The following is an 18,162-nucleotide window of genomic DNA, read 5'->3' on the forward strand; positions in this document are numbered from 1 at the left end:
CATAAAAAGACCCTCTGGCAATGGCACAGAGGGTCTTTTTGTTCAATGGTATATTTAAGATTTAATGGCGACCTCCACGGCCACGGTCTCCGCGGTCGTGATCCCTACCGTTATCTCTTCCTTTGTTGTGTTTGTTATTTCCTTTATTCCGGTTATTATCGTTGCTGCGATAATTATCATTTTTGCGATAGTTATCGTTTTTACGATAGTTATTGTTGTTGCGATAGTTATTATCGTTGTTACGATAGTGTTTTGAACTTGACTTGTGATAACTCGTTCTCTCCGCTACGCGACGGTGGTTGGAAGAATAATTCTTTGCATAGCGGTTTTTATAATCATGATGCCTTAAATAAGGGCGGTTGCCGTTAATAACGACCTTACGGCCACTGTGCAAATTGTAATTCCTATAGCGGTGTGGCAGATTACGGGTATGTATCCAGTTGCCGCCACTATAATAGATAAACTGACGGGTGGGGACGTAGTAATAAGATTCAACCTCGGGCAAATAATAGTAATCTACATAGTCGTAACCCCTGGGCCCCCAGTCTGGTTGTGCTCCAATGTTGATGTTAACGCTAACCTGAGCTTTTGCCGGTGTTGCAGAAATTGCCGCAATACCTAACATTGCAATTACAATTAATCTTTTCATAACCTTTTTTTTAAAGTGAATAATTATTTAACTGGTTATGAAGCGTGCATGATCTAGATACAATTCATAGGTTGAGGTGTAAGTTCTTGCAGGTTTCATGTGTGTATACAGCTGAAGTCAAAAGTGATGCCACAATTAGTTTACAATCGTGTAATTGTTTTAAATACCTCTTTAAGACTATTTTGGTTATATTTGCAAGAACAACATAATTAGTTTGTTTTAGATCAAAATCAATAAATGAGTGCACATAAGGTAAGTACTACTTCTGAATTTGAATTGGTATCAGGTTTGGAAATTCACGTTCAGCTGAATACGAATACAAAAATATTTTCTGCTGATAGTGCTGTATTTGGTGCCAAACCGAATCAGCATATTTCCCCTGTATCACTGGCATTGCCCGGCGCATTACCTAAGTTGAACAAGGAAGTTGTAGCTAAAGCTATAAAAATGGGCCTGGCATTGAATTGCACGATCAATCAAACGAACTATTTCGACAGGAAAAATTATTTTTACGCCGACCTTCCCAAGGGATATCAGATTACCCAGGATAATAAACCTATTTGCCAGAACGGCTTTCTTGAGGTTACCCTTAGTAATGGCGATGTGAAACGCATCGGCATTAATCGTATCCACCTGGAAGAAGACGCAGGCAAGAGTCTTCATGATCAGGATGATCAATACTCACTGGTGGATTTAAACCGCGCTGGTGTACCTTTAATTGAAATTGTTACCGAACCTGACATCCGCTCGGCTGAGGAAGCTTCAGCACTGCTTACGGAGATGAGGAAACTGGTGCGCCACCTGGATGTGAGCGATGGAAATATGGAAGAGGGTAGTTTGAGGTGTGATGCCAATATTTCTATCCGTAAGCATGGGGCTACCGAATTCGGTACCCGTTGTGAGGTTAAAAACCTGAATTCCATTAGAAACGTTCGTCGTGCGATGGATTTTGAATTTAACAGGCAGGTTCAATGGGTTACAGACGGCGGGAGCATTACGCAGAGTACCCTTAACTTTGATGCTGATCAGGGCACCACTTCGCCAATGAGAAGTAAGGAGGAGGCTAACGACTATCGTTATTTTCCGGATCCTGATTTAGCACCGGTGGTGATCTCCGATGAATGGCTGCAGGAAATTAAAAACGCCATGCCAGCCTTGCCAAAGGAAATTTCCAACCAGCTTGTCAGCGACTATGGCATCAGCCTTACTGAAGCAACGTTGCTTGCAGGTGATGCAGACCTTTTAGCTTATTTCCATTCGGGGTTAACCATAGTTAATCAGCAGAAAAGCTTAATTAACTGGCTTATTGGTCCGATCAGGGCTTTGTTGAATGACAGGGACATCCTGGTATCAGCTTATCCGGTTAGCGCCATCCAACTGGCAGCCGTCATTAACCTGATCGATGAGAAGAAAATATCGCAGCAATCTGCCTTGCAGCAATTGTTGCCAGCGCTTGAAACTGCTGCTGATGCAGATGTGGTGACAATGGCCAAGGAATTAAACCTGTTGATCGAAGATAATGATGAGGCGCTTAGTGGGTTTGTTGACCAGGTATTAGGGAAGTATGATGCCCAGGTGAAAGCTTATAAAAAAGGTAAAAAGGGCGTATTAGGCCTCTTTGTAGGAGAAGTGTTAAAAATGGCAAACGGTAAAGCAGATCCTCAGAAGGTGAATGCCCTTGTTCAGGAAAAGTTAAGTTAAAAATGATGAAGAAATTAGTATATATATTAATAGCCAGCATTGCGCTGATGTCTTGTAAAGATAAAGATCAGTTTGTGATCAACGGGACTTTTAAAAATGCAGCACCTGAAAATAAGGTATACCTTTTTGCATTGGATAAAACCAATCCAATTCCTGTTGATTCAACAGTGATGTCTGAAAAGGGTGAATTCAAATTTGGTTACGATTCCGAGGAAGTTAGTTTTTTTAAAATTGCAGCAGGAAAAAACGAGTACATGATCATTGCAAAAAATGGTGATGATATTAAATTGAGTGCTGACCTGGCCGATCAAAACATGAATTACAGCATCTCAGGTGCTGAAGAGGCTGATAAGTTGGAATCCTTGAATGTGACCAAAAATAAGTTTATGGCCAGGCTGAATGAGGTTCAAAAGGAGTTTGATGAAAAGGTGGCCGAAGATCCTGATAACAGGGAAGCTATCATGGAAAGTATGCGTCCGGCCTATGTTAAGGAAATAGAATCCCTAAATCAGGAAATATTGAAGTTTGCTCAAAACAATACCAAATCCCTTGCAGGTTTTTATGCTATAAATTTACTGAACCCTTCAGAGTATGAACAGGAAATGGTTGCCTATTCTGAGCAGATTAAAACGAGTTTCAATAAAAACCCTTCCGTAACACAATTTCTGGTACGTATGGCTAACCTTAAAACAGTACAAGTTGGACAGCCGGCGCCCGCTTTTACCATCAGTACCATTGATGGGGGTAAGATCAGCCTGGCAGACTTTAAAGGTAAGTATGTACTACTTGATTTCTGGGCATCATGGTGCCAGCCCTGCAGACAGGAGAATCCGAATGTGGTTAAAGCCTATAACGATTATAAAGATAAAAATTTCACGGTATTCGGCATTTCACTGGATAAGGATCCCGTTGCATGGAGACAAGCTGTACAGGCCGATAACCTGGCCTGGACCCAGGGTGGCGAGCTGATGGATTTCGAAGGCCCGGTCGTTAAACAATACCAGGTTGATGCCATTCCAACTTCTTTTCTAATCGATCCGCAGGGAAAGATCATTGCAAAGAACCTCAGGGCCGAGCAATTAGATGAGTTTTTAAATAAAATGTTACGTTAAGTCCTGTTTATGTTAAGGTGCTTTTATCACTTAACAATTTGGTAACTTGTATTTAACTTAGGGACAGGTTAAAATCCCTAATTTCGTAACAAATAATTAAAAGATATGAGTGCTACAAAACAAAAGATCCTTATTGTTGATGATGAACCTGATATTTTAGAATTAGTTGAGTACAATCTAAAGAAAGAGGGATATCAGGTTTATGTAGCCAGTAATGGACAAGATGGAATTTCAGTTGCCCGTAAGGTACACCCGGATTTGATCATCCTCGATATTATGATGCCTAAAATGGACGGAATAGAAGCTTGTCGTTTAATGCGTTCTATACCTGAGTTTAAAAACACCTTCATGGTGTTCCTGACAGCAAGGAGTGAAGAGTATAGTGAAATCGCTGGTTTCAATGTTGGAGCCGATGATTATATCGCTAAACCGATTAAACCCAGAGCGTTGGTGAGCCGGATCAATGCGATCCTGAGAAGAAATGTGAGCAGTGATGATATTTCTGAGAACAAGGTAGAAATAGGAGATCTTGTGATTGACCGGGAAGCTTATCTTGTTTTTCAAAACGGAAATAAAGTGGTATTGGCAAAGAAGGAGTTCGAATTGCTATATCTTCTGGCTTCGAAACCAGGAAAAGTTTATACCAGGGAATCCATACTTAAAAATATTTGGGAAGATTCCGTTGTGGTCACCAACCGTACCATTGATGTGCATATTCGCAAGTTAAGGGAGAAGTTGGGAGAGAATTATGTATCTACGGTAAAGGGTGTGGGCTATAAATTCGAACTTTCTTAGTACTTTTGTATTTTAGAAATCTACATCATTGAAATATCCAATATTTAAAGACCTTATTATTTTCGAAAACGATGATTACATCGTTGTAAATAAACCTCCGTTCGTGGCTTCACTTGATGAGCGTGGCGGTTCCGGAGAAGTGAATATCCTTCGAATGGCCCGGCAGTATAGCGACGATGCCCAGGTATGTCACCGCTTAGACAAGGAAACCAGTGGCGCCATCGTTATTGCCAAACATCCCGAAGCTTACCGGTCTGTATCCATGCAATTCGAAAGACGCAAGGTGACAAAAATTTACCACGCCGTGGTTGACGGTCAGTTTACCTTTAATGACCTGTTTGTTGATCTTCCGATTTTGAATGACGGCAATAAAAATGTAACCATTGACAGGGTGGAGGGGAAGCGTGCAGAAACGTATTTTAACTCCATTAAATACTACAAACATTATACCCTGGTAGAGTGTAAACCTGTAACCGGTAGAATGCATCAGATCAGGATACATTTAGCTACACAACGTGCATCTATTTGTGGAGACATTATGTATCGTGGCAAACCGGTGTTCTTGTCTAACCTTAAAAAAGGTTACCGCATAGCTAAAGATGAAGAGGAGCAGCCTATTATGAAACGTTTTGCTTTACATGCAAGGCATTTGATATTCAAAGGCATGGATGACCAGGATATCGTCATTGATGCACCTTATCCAAAAGACTTTGCCACCCTGATTAAATTGCTGGATAAGTTTGACAGCTAAGTTATAAATTAGTTCTTGCATGAACTATTAAGCCATGCAAGAACTGATCTTCTATTACTCGACGGTTCTCTTTAAACCGAATTTCTCTATTTTACTGTACAGGTGACTGCGCTGAATGTCGATATCATCTGCAGTTTTGGACACATTCCAATTGTGTTTCTCCAATTTAAATTTGATGAACTCCCGCTCTGCATAATCTTTGTAATCCTGGAAGTTGTTGAACTTTTCATAATCCAGACCTGCTGTCGCATTTGGAATTGCAATATGGGCTGAATTAGCTGCACCGATATTAGTGCCGCCTCCCGGATTAGCAAAAGCAGCAACATCATGCTCATTGATCACCTTATCGCTTAAAATAATTAAGCGCTCAATCATGTTATGCAGTTCACGTACGTTCCCTGTCCATGGTAAACGTTGTAGGGCCACAATTCCTGCTTCACTGATCTTCTTCACCGGCATTCCGTAATCTTTGCAAATCTCTTCTAAAAAGCTTTGCGCAATCACAGGGATATCTTCGATACGTTCATTTAACTGCGGCACATGAATATTGATCACATTCAACCTGTGGTATAAATCCATTCTGAAATTTCCATCTTCAATTTCCTTTAACAGGTCCTTATTGGTTGCGGCAATGACACGAACATTTACTTCAAATTCTTTTTCGCCACCTACGCGGGTAATTTTATGTTCCTGCAGTGCACGAAGTACTTTCGCCTGAGCAGAAAGACTCATGTCGCCGATTTCATCCAAAAATAAAGTACCGCCATTTGCCAGTTCAAATTTCCCTATCCGTTGCTTAACAGCAGAAGTAAAGGATCCTTTCTCGTGGCCAAATAATTCACTTTCAATAAGTTCTGATGGTATGGCTGCACAGTTCACTTCAATAAGAGGGCTGTCTGCACGGTGAGATTTTTCATGCAACCAACGGGCAACCAGTTCTTTACCACTACCATTGGCACCAGTAACCAACACACGGGCTTCCGTAGGGGCAACGCGTTCAATGGTTTCCTTAATTTTATTAATTACCTCCGAATCACCAAGGATATGCCTGGTTTTGCTGGCCTTTCTTTTTAAAACCTTAGTTTCTGTAACTAAGTTACCGCGGTCTAACGCGTTCCTTACTGTAATTAATAAGCGGTTTAAATCTGGCGGTTTAGAGATGAAATCAAATGCACCTTTCTTGCTTGCTTCAATGGCAGTTTCTACAGTGCCATGACCAGAGATCATGATAAAAGGAAGATCAGGGCTAAAAGCAAGGGCTTGCTCCAACACTTCCATGCCGTCCATTCTATTCATCTTGATATCGCAAAGTACGAGATCAAATTTCTTTTTTTTAATAAGTTCTAAACCTTCAACGCCATTATCAATATCATCAACCTCATAATTTTCATATTCTAAGATCTCACGCAAGGTGCTTCTTATCGCCCGCTCATCATCAATTATTAATAATTTTGCCATAGGTTATGCTAAATGTTTGTTTTTGGACACTAATATATTATTATTTACCAATATTTGGATTAATTATAAAAAATGTAAGCCTATAAGCCGGGTTCTGTATTCCATTGCTGAAACTTCTATCATTAATCTAGGATAAACGTTGCCGTTTACCTCCAACGACCCACCCACTAACATCGGACGGGCAGCCCTACGTGCGTTAGCCTATTTGGTCTTTCAACTCCCGGGGTTTGCCAATGTGCCGGTCGCCCGGCACAGTCGTGAGCTCTTACCTCACAATTTCAACCTTACCTGTACTTAAAAGCCATCGGCGGTGTATTTTCTGTGGCACTTTCCATAATTTGGGTATTCATTCCCAAACCTCTTCCCGTTAGGAAGCGAGATGCCCTGTGTTGCCCGGACTTTCCTCTTGAATCTGTATTTGACCGTTGAGCTAATCATCAGTCAGTCAGGGATCAAGCGATAGAACGGCTTACATTTTTTTCAAAGATAAGAAAAACGATCCTATTTGTAGTTTTTAAGGTCTGTATCCACCTGTTCAGTGGTGTACATGCCCTGCTGGTTGCCAAAAGAATTGGTGATGTAAACAATAAGTTGTGTGATGTCAATATTGGCCATGTGTTTTTCATCAGGCATTTTTTCATCATACACTTTTCCCCCTACAGTAATAGGTCCTTCCAATCCGTATTTGATGATGCCCGCTAAACGATCCTTATTTTCTTTCAAATATACGGTGTCTGTTAAAGGTGGCGCCAATTCTCCCAGTCCCTCGCCATTTTTACCATGGCAATTCTGACAATGGGTAATATAAAGATCCCGGCCGTTGACATAATACATATCCTGTTGCAGTCGATCTGCGGATTGGCAGGAATAAATAATGCAGGAAATGGTAATGGTTAAAATTGCCGAAATAATGGTTCTGCGCATCTCCGTTACTTATCTTCAGCTAAAAGAACCGGGATGTCTTTGATTAATTTTGCTACCGCTTCGTCATCAGTACCATCATAAGCTCCCCTCATCCTTTTATCTTTATCAATTAAAATAAACCAGCCCTGGTGAACATAACCCTCCCTGTTGGTGGAATCTTCCATGACTGCCGTCAGGTAACTTTTTTCTGCCAGTGAATAAATATCTTCTTTAGGACCATAAACAAATTGCCATTTGTCGCCATAAACACCCAGTTTCTTAGCATATTTCTGAAGTACGGAAGGCTTGTCATATTTAAAATCTATAGTATGAGATAAAAACATAACATCTTGATTATCTTTGTATTTGTCAAAGATGGTTTTCATATTTCTATGCATCACCGGACAGATGCTGGTACAGGAAGTAAAGAAGAAATCAGCAACGTATATTTTGTTTTTAAATTTGTCGTTAGTGATGTAAATACTGTCCTGATTTAATAAGCTGAATGCGGGAATAGTTTGATAAACCGAATCAATTCTGGTGGTACCGTCTTCATTCTGGACGGTTACAGCCTCACGATGACCATAAATTGGCAATTTATCTTCATTTTTACAAGATGAAAACAACGCTAAAGTTGTGAAAAAGAGAACAGAAAATGTTTTTAAATGTTTTATCGGATTAAGCATCATGTCACAAAGGTACATTACATAAAAAATAAAGTGTAATGTAGCTGTAAATATTTATTAGTTTTGGGCCGAGAATAGAATATAATTAATGAGAACTAGATATAATGCAGGGATTACTGCTTTAGGGGGGTATGTACCTGACCATATATTAACTAACCATGCGCTTGAAGAGATGGTTGACACCAATAGCGAATGGATTGTAAGCCGTACAGGAATAAAAGAAAGACGTATTGCAAACGATGCAACAATAGCTACTTCTGACTTTGCTGTGAAAGCTGTAGAGCGTTTGCTCAGCAGTGGGAAAATAAGCGCAGCAGAAATTGAATGTGTGATTGTAGCGACATCAACTCCGGATTACATCATGGTTTCCACTGCCAGTGTGGTTTGTGAAAAAGCTGGCTTAGTTAACGCATGGGGAGTAGATTCAAATGCGGCCTGTAGTGGATTCCTTTATGCGCTGACCTTAGGATCAAGCTTAATCGAGAGTGGCCGTTATAAAAACGTGATTGTTATAGGCGCAGATAAAAATAGCGCCATCATTAATTATGAAGACCGCAATACTTGTATTCTTTTTGGTGATGGGGCAGGAGCTGTATTGTTGGAGAGGACATCGGCGGAGGAAGGTTTAATTGATAACGTTTTCCGTACCGACGGAAGCGGCAAAGAACAACTGATTGTTCAGGCCGGAGGTTCTTTAAATCCATCCTCAATGGAAACAGTGACCAAGAAGCTTAATTACATTAGTCAAAACGGAAGGGTGGTTTTCAAAGCTGCAATAGAAGGGATGACCCAAACTTGTAATGAAGTTTTCAAAAGAAACGAACTGGAATCGAGCGATATCGATTGGCTGGTGCCACACCAGGCTAACCTGAGAATTATTCAGTCGGTGGGTGATAACCTCAAAATTCCTATTGAAAAAGTAAAAATAAATATCGACCGTTACGGTAACACGACAGCTGCCACAATTCCTTTGTGCCTGTGGGATTATAAAGAGGATTTTAAAGAAGGCGACAAAGTCTTGCTAACAGCCTTTGGTGCTGGTTTTTCATGGGGTGCCTCTTACCTGGTATGGGGCAAACTCAGAGAGAACGCTTAGGCCATACGCAGCCGGTCTATTAGCTAATTGTTTCAATACAAGTGTTTTGAAAAGAAAAACTAAACAAAGTTTTAAGGGCTTTGTTTAGTTTTTAACCAAAACCTTGTAAAATGAAATCACCATCAATATTTCTTTTCTTAGCCATTTTCTTGGCTGCATGTGTTTTTTGGACTTGCCAGAATACCGATAAAACGGCGAATTCGGGGGATGCGCCTATTCAAAGAATGGATAGATCAACCGATCTTGATACATCGGATTTTATGTATAAAGCTGCTGTAGCCGGAAAAATGGAAGTTGAACTGGGGCAGATAGCCGTGCAATTAACTAAAAATCCTCAGGTCAAAGATTTTGCGGCTATGATGGTTAAAGACCATACCCAGTTAAACATGGAACTGGAAAGCCTTGCCTATGATAAAAAATTAATATTACCTACAGTTTATCCCAAAAGATTCAAGCGTCGTTTGAGTGACATGAAGAAACTAAATGGTAGAGCTTTCGAAAAAAGATACATGTCTATGATGGTCCAGGACCAGCTTAAATTTCACGAGCTTTTTAAAACGGCTACAAAAAATAAGGATCCAGAGATCAGTAATTTAGCCACTAAAACATTACCCGTTTTAGAAAAACACCGTCAAAAGGCTAATGCCGTCCATGCTTCCTTACAGAAAGATTAGTTTGTAATTAAAACCCCTATGCTATGAAACACAAAATTCTTTTTCCAACCCTGATCGTGGCCGCTTTTGCTTTTCAAGCTTGCCAGAATTCAAAAAATAGTAATGATGGAGCTGATACGCTTTCCCAGGACATGGTCGATTCGACGAACATGGTTACTGATACCAGCGGCATCAACGACAATGACACCTCCAGCTTTATGCATAAAGCAGCCATTGGGGGCATGATGGAAGTGGAACTGGGTAATTTAGCACAAAAACAGGCCAGCAATGCCGAGGGTAAAGAATTTGGAGCCTTAATGGTTAAAGACCACAGGAAAGCTAATGCTGAATTGAAAAGGATTGCGGATGCTAAAGAGGTGATGTTACCAACCGCTTACCCTGAAAAAGTACAAATGCATTTGGATGAAATGAAAAAGTTAAAAGGGATTGATTTTGACAAGCATTACATGTCGATGATGGTGGATGACCACAAAAAGGATATTGCCCTTTTTAAAGAGGCAACCAATAACAGTGATACCAGCATCAGCAAATTTGCGGCTAAAACATTGCCTGTTTTGGAGACACATCACAAAAGAGCAACAACTATCCATTCAACTATTAAATAATACTGTTATGGAAAACGATCAATTACTGGAAGGTCAGGATCCCGATCCAAAAGATCTTTCCAAAAAGCCAATTACCAACCAGGAGGCTGCTGAATTTGAAAATCCTTCAACAGATCCTGGCTTTGAACCTTCTTTTCTCGAGGAAGAACCTGCAGCCGATGAGGAACAGCAGAACGATGATGAGCTGCCGGATGATGAGGATGATGATGATGTGAGAAATAAAATTATTTGAAAACATCAAAACTGTATTGTGCATCTGTCCAGAATTCATCAAGTGCAATCATGCGTGATTTGAAAAAGGAGATTAGGGCAGGCCAGTCTTCCTGTTTAAAGATGCTCACCTGTGGAAGGCTGGTGTAAATTCTGCTCACTGTTTTATAGTGTTCGTTTAGGCCATTCAGTTCCCATTCCCACTCTTCGTCCAAATAGCCTTTTAAAAGGTTCCGGTATTCTTTAAATTGTTCAAACATCAGTTCCTGGATCCCAGCATCCGGATGCGACATTTCAATAGCCATTATTGCGGCACGATTATCCACCTGCATTTTAAAATGCAGGTGTTTGATCCCGGTCTTATAATTGATCCAGTTTATTTTTTGACCTTCAGCAGAAAGATGCAATGCCATATATTGGCCATAAGCAGTCCAGAATGCTTGTTTAATGGCGGATGCCTGATCTTTTGTATACAAGTGTAGGGATATTTAAACGTTTATTTTACAAAAATAAGCAATTGCATATATAATCAATCGCGTCTTTAATTTGGAATAATTCCAAATAATACCAATCTTTGCATCAAACGAATACTTAATGCAAAATTCAACGATCGAAATTTCCACTCCTTGGGCCGAAGTGTTTAGTACAAAAAATGGCAGTGTTCATCAGTCTGACAGTGAGAACTGTTGGTATATTGATTTCGGTGGTAAAGTAGCCCGATTTGATTATCGCTGCCTGTTGAAACTTAAAAAAGCCATATATGGCATGAATGTGGAAGCTTTATTATTAAACAGCCATAAAGCTGCAGATTTAGAAATTGTTTTTATTTGTGCTTGCGACCATTTCTACATCTTGAATATAATGGAAATCATTGCTTTTAAAGAGTTGCTGGAAGGGACTTTTGTGATGCTTAGCCTCAACCATATTTTGCATGATTGTTTATACAGGATACCAGCTTAATTGATATTAGACTCTTTCCATATTGTGATCTGAACTGGAAAATCTTAATTAATAGCACTATTTTTGATTATAGAAATGTATTACTAAATCAATTAGCTATGAAAGACATCATCCGTATAAAGAGCTTAATTTCTGCAGATGTAGAGATGCTTTTAAATCAACAAATAAAAAAAGAAGCCCAATCATCCTCACTATACTTGTCAATGGCATCATGGTGCGACCGAAATGGTTTTGACAATTCTGCAGATTACTTTTTCAAACAAGCTGAAGAAGAAAGGCTTCACCAACTTAAATTTTTTAAATATGTATTGGACATGGGCGGAACTGCTATTTCCCCGGATGTTACTAATATAAAAAATGAATACAATAGCTTTCGGGAGGTTTTCGAAGAAGCCCTGGAAATGGAAGTGAATATTACCCAATCCATTAAGAACATTGCAGCCCGTTGCCATAAGGAACAGGATTATGTGACACTTGAATACCTTAACTGGTTCTTCCAGGAACAAAGGGAGGAAGAATATAAAGCCAGAAGAGCATTGGAATTATTTGATGTGATCGGTGAAGAAGGAACCGGAAGATGGGAAATTGACAAACATGTTGGAAAAATACATTATTCCAGCGAAGCTTAAGCCAGCAAATAATGCTGGTTAACGAGGCTATAAGATCATAAATTAGGTTATAGCTTCAATTTTAGAATTGAGGACCAGTGCTGTGGGAAAAAAGACCGAATCAGAAAAAAAGAAACATAAAAAAGGCGACAAGGAAAAAAAGAAAAAGATTTGTTGCGAAAAATACAAAAAGGGCAAAAGATGTAAAAATTGTCCGCTTGCTTAACCTGTTGCCACTTGTTTTCATATAATAGACAAGTCTGGCCACCGGCATACTTATAAGATTATTGATTAAAACCGTATATAGTTCACTATATACGGTTTTTTATTTTAGGTATACTTGATAGCCCGTGTCAAATACTGTAAAAACGCTCAGTATATACCCTTGATTTTTAAAAAACCAATCGTTTCTTTAAACCTTTTCGGTTACTAACTCCTTATTAGTAAAGTTGTTTAACAATTAAGGAGCACTAATCGTTGCTTAAATTTAAGGGGATGAAACGAATTGGATTTGGAATATTATTACTGGCCATTCTAGCCGGATGCGGTGGAAACTGATACGCTGGTACGGGTGACACCGCTCAAACTGCTTTTCCTTCTTCCAGGAAATCAAATACACAATAGATAGCATAAACAGAAATATTATGGAAACGGTATTTTTTAGAACGCATGACCTCAATGAAACTTCAGGATATTCATTAATGGGTTATCAGCATATTTTTAATAGCAGTGTTACAGATCCTGACCCGAGAGAAGATGACGACGACGATGATAACCTATATCCTGATGATCCCGATCGGGATAATGACGACGATGCAATTAGTCCGGGGATGGGTGAAGATGAAGATGAACGCTATGAAGATGACGATGATGATGAAGCTACCGATTTAGATACAGATGAAAGTACGGAATATCCGCCACTTTAACTTGAAACACATGCTCAGTACTTTAACCCGTCCAAAACTCCGTGTTTTTACCTGGCACATTCATGGAAGTTACCTGTATTATTTGTCTCAGGGCAATTATGACCTTTATATCCCGGTAAATGCAGAAAAATCTGAAGGGTATTATGGTAGGGGTGAAACCTTCCCTTTTGGAGATAACGTTTATGAAGTTCAGGCTGAACAGGTAAGGGACATGGAATTTGATCTTATACTTTATCAAACGGATGACAATTTCTTCCGTGACCAGTATGATATACTTTCAGAAAGCCAGCGCAGGCTTCCCAGGGTTTACCTGGAGCACGATCCGCCATGGGGCCATCCAACGGATACCAGGCATCCGGTAAATGACCCTGAAGTAGTATTGGTTCATGTAACGCATTTTAACCATTTAATGTGGGACAATCATAACCTTTCAGCCCGTGTTATTGCTCATGGTGTTACGGAACCTTCCGCAAGCTACTCAGGTAAGCTGAACCGCGGGATTGTGGTCATTAATAACCTCCCTAAACGCGGGCGGTTACTTGGCTTTGACATATTTAATGAAGTAAGGAAGGAAATACCCCTTGACTTAATAGGCATGGGTGCTGAGGACTATGGAATCGGCGAAATACGCCATCCGGATCTTCCAGCTTTTATCAGCGAATACAGGTTCTTTTTTAATCCGATCAGGTATACGAGTCTTGGTCTTGCTGTTTGTGAAGCCATGGCATTGGGAATGCCTGTGGTAGGCCTGGCTACTGCCGAAATGTCGGTTACTATAAATAATGGTTATTCAGGTTTTATACATACAGACATCAATTACCTCATTGACAAAATGAAGTTCTTGCTGAATGACCATGCTGCTGCAGTGGAGATGAGTAACCAAGCTAAAAAAACTTCGCAAGAACTATTTAGCATCGTTCGTTTTGTTCAGGAATGGGAAGCCTTATTTCATCACGTAATTGATGGGGACTACGCTTCTGAATATACCAAATTACAGCCTTAGCCTGCAGCATTAAATTGAAAGAAGATGAAAACGAAAATTGCATTTATCAGCGAACATGCTTCCCCACTTGCTTCTCTTGGAGGAACTGATTCAGGGGGTCAGAATGTATATGTCGGCGAGCTGGCCATTCAACTGGCGCTAAGAGGTTATGAAATTGATGTTTTTACCAGGTGGGAAAATGCACAGCTGCCTAAAGTTGTACCCTATATGCCCGGTGTCAGGGTGATTCATGTAAAAGCAGGCCCTGTTGAACAGGTAGCCAAAGAAGATATCCTTTGTTTTATGGAGGACTTCAAGCAGGATATGCTGCAATTTATTGCGGCAGAAAAGCTGGACTATAAATTGGTGCATGCTAATTTCTGGATGTCGGGCCTGGTGGCCATGCAGCTGAAAGAAAAACTGGGACTTCCTTTTGTGATCACTTTTCATGCCCTGGGCCATGTAAGGAAGATCCATCAAAAAGAGCAGGACAAATTTCCGCCGGAAAGAACTGCCATTGAAGAAGAAATTGTTCGGCAGGCAGACCGTATTATCGCAGAATGCCCACAGGACTTCGATGACCTTGTGACCTATTACCATGCCGATCCCAATAAATTAGCCATTATTCCTTGTGGATTTAATCCTAAGGAATTTTTCCCCATCAATAAGTTATGGTCTAAACGGCGGTTGAACATTAAAGAAGATGAATTTGTGCTCCTGCAACTGGGCCGCATGGTACCACGTAAGGGGATTGACAATGTGATCCGGGCATTGCCATTGTTACAGGCTGCAGGGAAATCCGTTAGGCTGATCATTGTTGGCGGAGAATTTGGGGGACAGGCGGCAAATAGCGAGGTGAACAGGTTAAAAGGCATCGTCGATGAATTGAACCTGCAGCACAAAGTTGTTTTTGCCGGCCGCAAAGACCGTGATGAATTGCGTTATTATTATGATGCGGCAGATCTCTTTGTGACGACCCCATGGTATGAGCCTTTCGGCATTACACCGTTGGAAGCGATGGCATGTGCAACCCCGGTAATCGGCGCAGCGGTTGGTGGGATCAAACATACTGTAGTAGATGGTAAAACTGGTTTCCTGGTGGCTCCCCATGAGCCTCAACTATTAGCAGACAAGGTGTCATTGCTGATAAATCATCCAGGCTTATTGAAACGCATGGGTAAGCAGGCACTGGAACATGTGCATCAATCTTTTACCTGGAAAAAAGTAGCAGAAAAGATGATAGGTTTATATGCCGCGGTATTTGCTACGGCAGCAGATACCCGTCAGCAGGAACTTCAGCTGATCGCTAATGCCTTTGAAGATGCCGCCCAAACCTTTCAGCATTCGGCGGCACTGCTGAGCCAGCAAATTGCTGAAGCAGCAGGCTGTATGAGCAAGGCGCTTAAAAACGGCGGAAAGATATTGGTGTGCGGTAATGGAGGCAGTGCTGCTGAAAGTCAGCATTTCGCCGCTGAACTGACAGGCAGGTTTGAAATCCCGTACCGCAAGGGACTGCCGGTGATATCTCTCACTGCCGACTCAGCAATTCTTACCGCCTGGTCTAATGATTTTGGCTTTGATGAGGTCTTTGCGAGACAAGTGCAGGCATTTGGCCAGGCGGGAGATGTTTTACTCTGTTTAAGTACCAGCGGAGCTTCGATGAATATCATCAATGCCATCAAAACGGCAGAGGAACAGCAAATGCACTGTATCAATATGTTAGGCAAGGACGGTGGTGAGGTGGCGCAGCTTGGCCATTTAAACTTAATCGTGCCTTCCTTCAGCACCCCGCGTATCCAGGAGGTTCATTTGCACCTGGTACATTTGCTTTGTGGACTCATAGAAAATCACTTGTTTGGTAAACAATATATGAAAGAAGTGGAGAAGCATGCGTTTACGCCTTTTAAAATTATCAATGGCAACATAGCCATCGCATTTAGCAATGTTAATGGTAAAACACATCAAAATTATGGCAGCTAAAAAAGCAATATTTATAGACAAGGACGGAACATTGATTCCTGACTTGCCCTATAATGTGGATCCTGCAAAGATCACGCTTGCAGTAAATTCCGTTAAAGGACTTCGGCAACTGCATCGGGCCGGCTATAAGTTGATTGTAGTTTCTAATCAATCGGGAATTGCAATGGGCATGTTTGAACCCAGTGCATTATGGCGTGTAGAGTTTAAACTCCGTGGTTTAATGGCCAGGGAAGGGTTGTACCTTGGTGGGTTTTACTATTGTCCGCACCACCCTGAGGGAGCTTTAGCAGACTATCGTGTGGATTGCAGTTGTCGTAAACCTGCCCCTGGACTCATTCTAAAAGCGGCTGCGGATTACGACCTGGAACTTTCAAAATCCTGGATGATAGGCGATATTTTAAACGATGTGGAAGCAGGACATAATGCGGGGTGCCGGTCTGTTATGATTGACAATGGGAATGAAACGGAGTGGGATTTGAACAGAAAGCGGATTCCGGATGCGATGGTAAAAAACATCAATCAGGCGGCTGAATATATATTACACCATACTTTAAGACTGGAGAAACATGAAAGCGGAACTCATTCAATTGACAGATAAGTTTAAGAAATTCAAGATCCTGGTCGTTGGTGATTTTATTGTGGATGCTTATTTTAAAGGAAACTGTAACCGTCTTGCGCCGGAAGCGCCTGTTCCGGTGATAGATATCCTGAATAAAAATTATTGTCTGGGGGGCGCAGCCAATGTTGCGGCGAACCTTAAAGCCCTGGGGGCGGAAGTGTTGTTCTGTTCCGTCACTGGCCGGGATGAGCATGCAAAAAAAGGGCAGGAGCTGCTTTCCAGCGCAGAAATAAGTTCGAAATGGCTGGTTAAGGATTCGGCACGTGCTACCCTGATTAAAACAAGGATCATCACACCGGTGCAGGCCATGCTTCGTTTTGATGAGGGGACAACCGAAGCCTTGTCGGCAGAAACTGAAAGCCAGCTGATCTCCAATATCCGAAAGGCCTATTCATTATGTGATGCTGTGCTCATTGCGGATTACAGTAAAGGGGTGATCGGTCCTCAAGTGATTGCCTGTTTAACTACACTGAAGAAGGAGCACCCTAAACCTATTGCTGTTGATTCAAAAAGGTTAAGTGAGTTTGCAGCATTGGAGCCCTCGTTGGTGAAACCTAATTATGAAGAAACCCTTCGGCTGCTTTCCCTGCCTTTTCAACATGCTGATCGCATTGAACAGATAAAAGATGCCGGTCAAATGCTTCATTTGCATACCAGGGCTGCTATTACAGCAGTAACGCTGGATGAAGCAGGATCTCTTTTGTTTAAAGGAACTGAATTTATCTGCCATGTTACCGCACCAGCTGCACCAAACCACCAGGTAAGCGGCGCTGGAGATACCTATATTAGTGCCGCTTTGTTGGCCATGATCAGCGGGGCAAGTCTGCAGCGTATGGCCGATTTGAGTACGGCGGCAGCAGCAATTGCTGTTCAGAAAGAACTTACGGCATTGTGTTTCAATGAAGAGCTGCGCGCTGCTCAGGGGCCTATTGAAAAATTCATTTCAGGACAGTCGTTTTTAAAAAGCAGGTGTTCCTGGTATAAAAGCCAGGGCAAAAGGATTGTTTTTACCAATGGTTGTTTTGATATCTTACACAGCGGCCATGTGAGTTACCTTAATCAGGCAAAAGCCATGGGCGATATCCTGATTGTGGGCCTGAATACTGATGAAAGCATCAAACGCCTTAAAGGCAAAAGCCGGCCGGTAAATTCTCTGGCCAACAGGGTGGAGGTGCTTGCTGCTTTAAGTTGCGTGGATCATATTGTTCCATTTGGTGCAAAAAACGATGATACCCCAATTAACCTGATCAGAACGGTCATGCCGGATATTTTTGTTAAAGGTGGTGATTATGAAGATGCGCAGCTTCCGGAGGCCGAGATCCTGAAAAAGATAGGCTGTGAGATCTCGTTTTTACCCTATATCACCAATCAAAGCACCACATCAATTATTAACCGCATGGATCAAACAACCAGGTTGAAAATTTCCCTGCTCAATTGATAGCTTCAT

21 protein-coding genes and 1 other RNA gene are annotated in these 18,162 nt (G+C 41.2%); 16 read left to right on the forward strand and 6 right to left on the reverse strand.

The window, feature by feature from the left end:
- Positions 1 to 61: 61 nt before the first annotated feature.
- Positions 62 to 649: a hypothetical protein gene (locus WG905_RS14275; RefSeq protein WP_339592408.1), complete on the reverse strand. Its 588-nt coding sequence runs from the start codon at positions 647 to 649 to the stop codon at positions 62 to 64.
- A gap of 237 nt (positions 650 to 886) precedes the next feature.
- Here WG905_RS14275 and gatB point away from each other — a divergent pair, with 237 nt between their 5' ends.
- The 4 genes from gatB to WG905_RS14295 all read left to right on the forward strand — a co-directional run bounded on the left by gatB (position 887) and on the right by WG905_RS14295 (position 5,008).
- The gene (gene gatB, locus WG905_RS14280; protein ID WP_339592409.1) at positions 887 to 2,350 is read left to right on the forward strand and encodes an Asp-tRNA(Asn)/Glu-tRNA(Gln) amidotransferase subunit GatB; all 1,464 of its coding nucleotides are present in this window, start codon (positions 887 to 889) and stop codon (positions 2,348 to 2,350) included.
- A gap of 2 nt (positions 2,351 to 2,352) precedes the next feature.
- On the forward strand, positions 2,353 to 3,462 hold the full coding sequence (locus tag WG905_RS14285) for a redoxin domain-containing protein (protein WP_339592410.1): 1,110 nt from the start codon (positions 2,353 to 2,355) through the stop codon (positions 3,460 to 3,462).
- 105 nt (positions 3,463 to 3,567) lie between these two features.
- Positions 3,568 to 4,257 (forward strand): response regulator transcription factor, encoded by a 690-nt coding sequence (locus WG905_RS14290; RefSeq protein ID WP_339592411.1) that lies wholly within the window; start codon positions 3,568 to 3,570, stop codon positions 4,255 to 4,257.
- 28 nt (positions 4,258 to 4,285) lie between these two features.
- Positions 4,286 to 5,008, forward strand: a complete 723-nt coding sequence (locus WG905_RS14295) for an RluA family pseudouridine synthase (protein WP_339592412.1) — start codon at positions 4,286 to 4,288, stop codon at positions 5,006 to 5,008.
- Between the two features lie 54 nt (positions 5,009 to 5,062).
- Here WG905_RS14295 and WG905_RS14300 read toward each other — a convergent pair whose 3' ends face one another.
- The 4 genes from WG905_RS14300 to WG905_RS14315 form a co-directional block, all read right to left on the reverse strand.
- Positions 5,063 to 6,466, reverse strand: a complete 1,404-nt coding sequence (locus tag WG905_RS14300; protein ID WP_339592413.1) for a sigma-54-dependent transcriptional regulator — start codon at positions 6,464 to 6,466, stop codon at positions 5,063 to 5,065.
- 67 nt (positions 6,467 to 6,533) lie between these two features.
- An RNA gene (rnpB, locus tag WG905_RS14305) (RNase P RNA component class A) lies at positions 6,534 to 6,942 on the reverse strand.
- Positions 6,943 to 6,967: 25 nt separating this feature from the next.
- Positions 6,968 to 7,390, reverse strand: a complete 423-nt coding sequence (locus WG905_RS14310; protein ID WP_339592414.1) for a c-type cytochrome — start codon at positions 7,388 to 7,390, stop codon at positions 6,968 to 6,970.
- Between the two features lie 5 nt (positions 7,391 to 7,395).
- Complete coding sequence (locus WG905_RS14315) at positions 7,396 to 7,995, reverse strand: SCO family protein (protein WP_339592415.1); 600 nt, start codon at positions 7,993 to 7,995, stop codon at positions 7,396 to 7,398.
- Between the two features lie 148 nt (positions 7,996 to 8,143).
- Between WG905_RS14315 and WG905_RS14320 the strand changes: the two genes are divergently transcribed.
- The 4 genes from WG905_RS14320 to WG905_RS14335 all read left to right on the forward strand — a co-directional run bounded on the left by WG905_RS14320 (position 8,144) and on the right by WG905_RS14335 (position 10,662).
- On the forward strand, positions 8,144 to 9,151 hold the full coding sequence (locus WG905_RS14320; RefSeq protein ID WP_339592416.1) for a beta-ketoacyl-ACP synthase III: 1,008 nt from the start codon (positions 8,144 to 8,146) through the stop codon (positions 9,149 to 9,151).
- 110 nt (positions 9,152 to 9,261) lie between these two features.
- The gene (locus WG905_RS14325) at positions 9,262 to 9,825 is read left to right on the forward strand and encodes a DUF4142 domain-containing protein (RefSeq protein ID WP_339592417.1); all 564 of its coding nucleotides are present in this window, start codon (positions 9,262 to 9,264) and stop codon (positions 9,823 to 9,825) included.
- Positions 9,826 to 9,848: 23 nt separating this feature from the next.
- The gene (locus WG905_RS14330; RefSeq protein ID WP_339592418.1) at positions 9,849 to 10,430 is read left to right on the forward strand and encodes a DUF4142 domain-containing protein; all 582 of its coding nucleotides are present in this window, start codon (positions 9,849 to 9,851) and stop codon (positions 10,428 to 10,430) included.
- A gap of 7 nt (positions 10,431 to 10,437) precedes the next feature.
- Positions 10,438 to 10,662, forward strand: a complete 225-nt coding sequence (locus WG905_RS14335; RefSeq protein ID WP_339592419.1) for a hypothetical protein — start codon at positions 10,438 to 10,440, stop codon at positions 10,660 to 10,662.
- Here WG905_RS14335 and WG905_RS14340 read toward each other — a convergent pair.
- Entirely contained in the window at positions 10,655 to 11,116 is a 462-nt protein-coding gene (locus WG905_RS14340; RefSeq protein WP_339592420.1) for a DUF4268 domain-containing protein, read from the reverse strand. The two genes, WG905_RS14335 and WG905_RS14340, sit on opposite strands and share 8 nt — an antisense overlap.
- A gap of 118 nt (positions 11,117 to 11,234) precedes the next feature.
- Here WG905_RS14340 and WG905_RS14345 point away from each other — a divergent pair, with 118 nt between their 5' ends.
- The 8 genes from WG905_RS14345 to rfaE2 all read left to right on the forward strand — a co-directional run bounded on the left by WG905_RS14345 (position 11,235) and on the right by rfaE2 (position 18,153).
- Positions 11,235 to 11,600 (forward strand): hypothetical protein, encoded by a 366-nt coding sequence (locus WG905_RS14345; protein ID WP_339592421.1) that lies wholly within the window; start codon positions 11,235 to 11,237, stop codon positions 11,598 to 11,600.
- Between the two features lie 98 nt (positions 11,601 to 11,698).
- Positions 11,699 to 12,229: a ferritin gene (locus WG905_RS14350; protein WP_339592422.1), complete on the forward strand. Its 531-nt coding sequence runs from the start codon at positions 11,699 to 11,701 to the stop codon at positions 12,227 to 12,229.
- Positions 12,230 to 12,703: 474 nt separating this feature from the next.
- The gene (locus WG905_RS19545) at positions 12,704 to 12,766 is read left to right on the forward strand and encodes a lipoprotein (protein ID WP_431844523.1); all 63 of its coding nucleotides are present in this window, start codon (positions 12,704 to 12,706) and stop codon (positions 12,764 to 12,766) included.
- Positions 12,767 to 12,852: 86 nt separating this feature from the next.
- Positions 12,853 to 13,134: a hypothetical protein gene (locus tag WG905_RS14355; RefSeq protein WP_339592423.1), complete on the forward strand. Its 282-nt coding sequence runs from the start codon at positions 12,853 to 12,855 to the stop codon at positions 13,132 to 13,134.
- 10 nt (positions 13,135 to 13,144) lie between these two features.
- Positions 13,145 to 14,137 carry a glycosyltransferase gene (locus tag WG905_RS14360; protein WP_339592424.1) on the forward strand — a complete coding sequence of 331 codons (993 nt, stop codon included), beginning with the start codon at positions 13,145 to 13,147 and terminating at the stop codon, positions 14,135 to 14,137.
- A 24-nt stretch (positions 14,138 to 14,161) separates the two neighbouring features.
- Positions 14,162 to 16,096, forward strand: coding sequence for a glycosyltransferase (locus tag WG905_RS14365; protein ID WP_339592425.1), 1,935 nt, complete (start codon positions 14,162 to 14,164; stop codon positions 16,094 to 16,096).
- Positions 16,086 to 16,694, forward strand: a complete 609-nt coding sequence (locus tag WG905_RS14370; RefSeq protein ID WP_339592426.1) for a D-glycero-alpha-D-manno-heptose-1,7-bisphosphate 7-phosphatase — start codon at positions 16,086 to 16,088, stop codon at positions 16,692 to 16,694. Before WG905_RS14365 ends, WG905_RS14370 begins: the two co-directional genes overlap by 11 nt.
- Complete coding sequence (gene rfaE2, locus WG905_RS14375; RefSeq protein ID WP_339592427.1) at positions 16,663 to 18,153, forward strand: D-glycero-beta-D-manno-heptose 1-phosphate adenylyltransferase; 1,491 nt, start codon at positions 16,663 to 16,665, stop codon at positions 18,151 to 18,153. The genes WG905_RS14370 and rfaE2 overlap by 32 nt, the downstream gene beginning before the upstream one ends.
- Positions 18,154 to 18,162 lie beyond the last annotated feature (9 nt).

The organism is Pedobacter immunditicola (assembly GCF_037482985.1).
Lineage (GTDB): Bacteria > Bacteroidota > Bacteroidia > Sphingobacteriales > Sphingobacteriaceae > Pedobacter > Pedobacter immunditicola.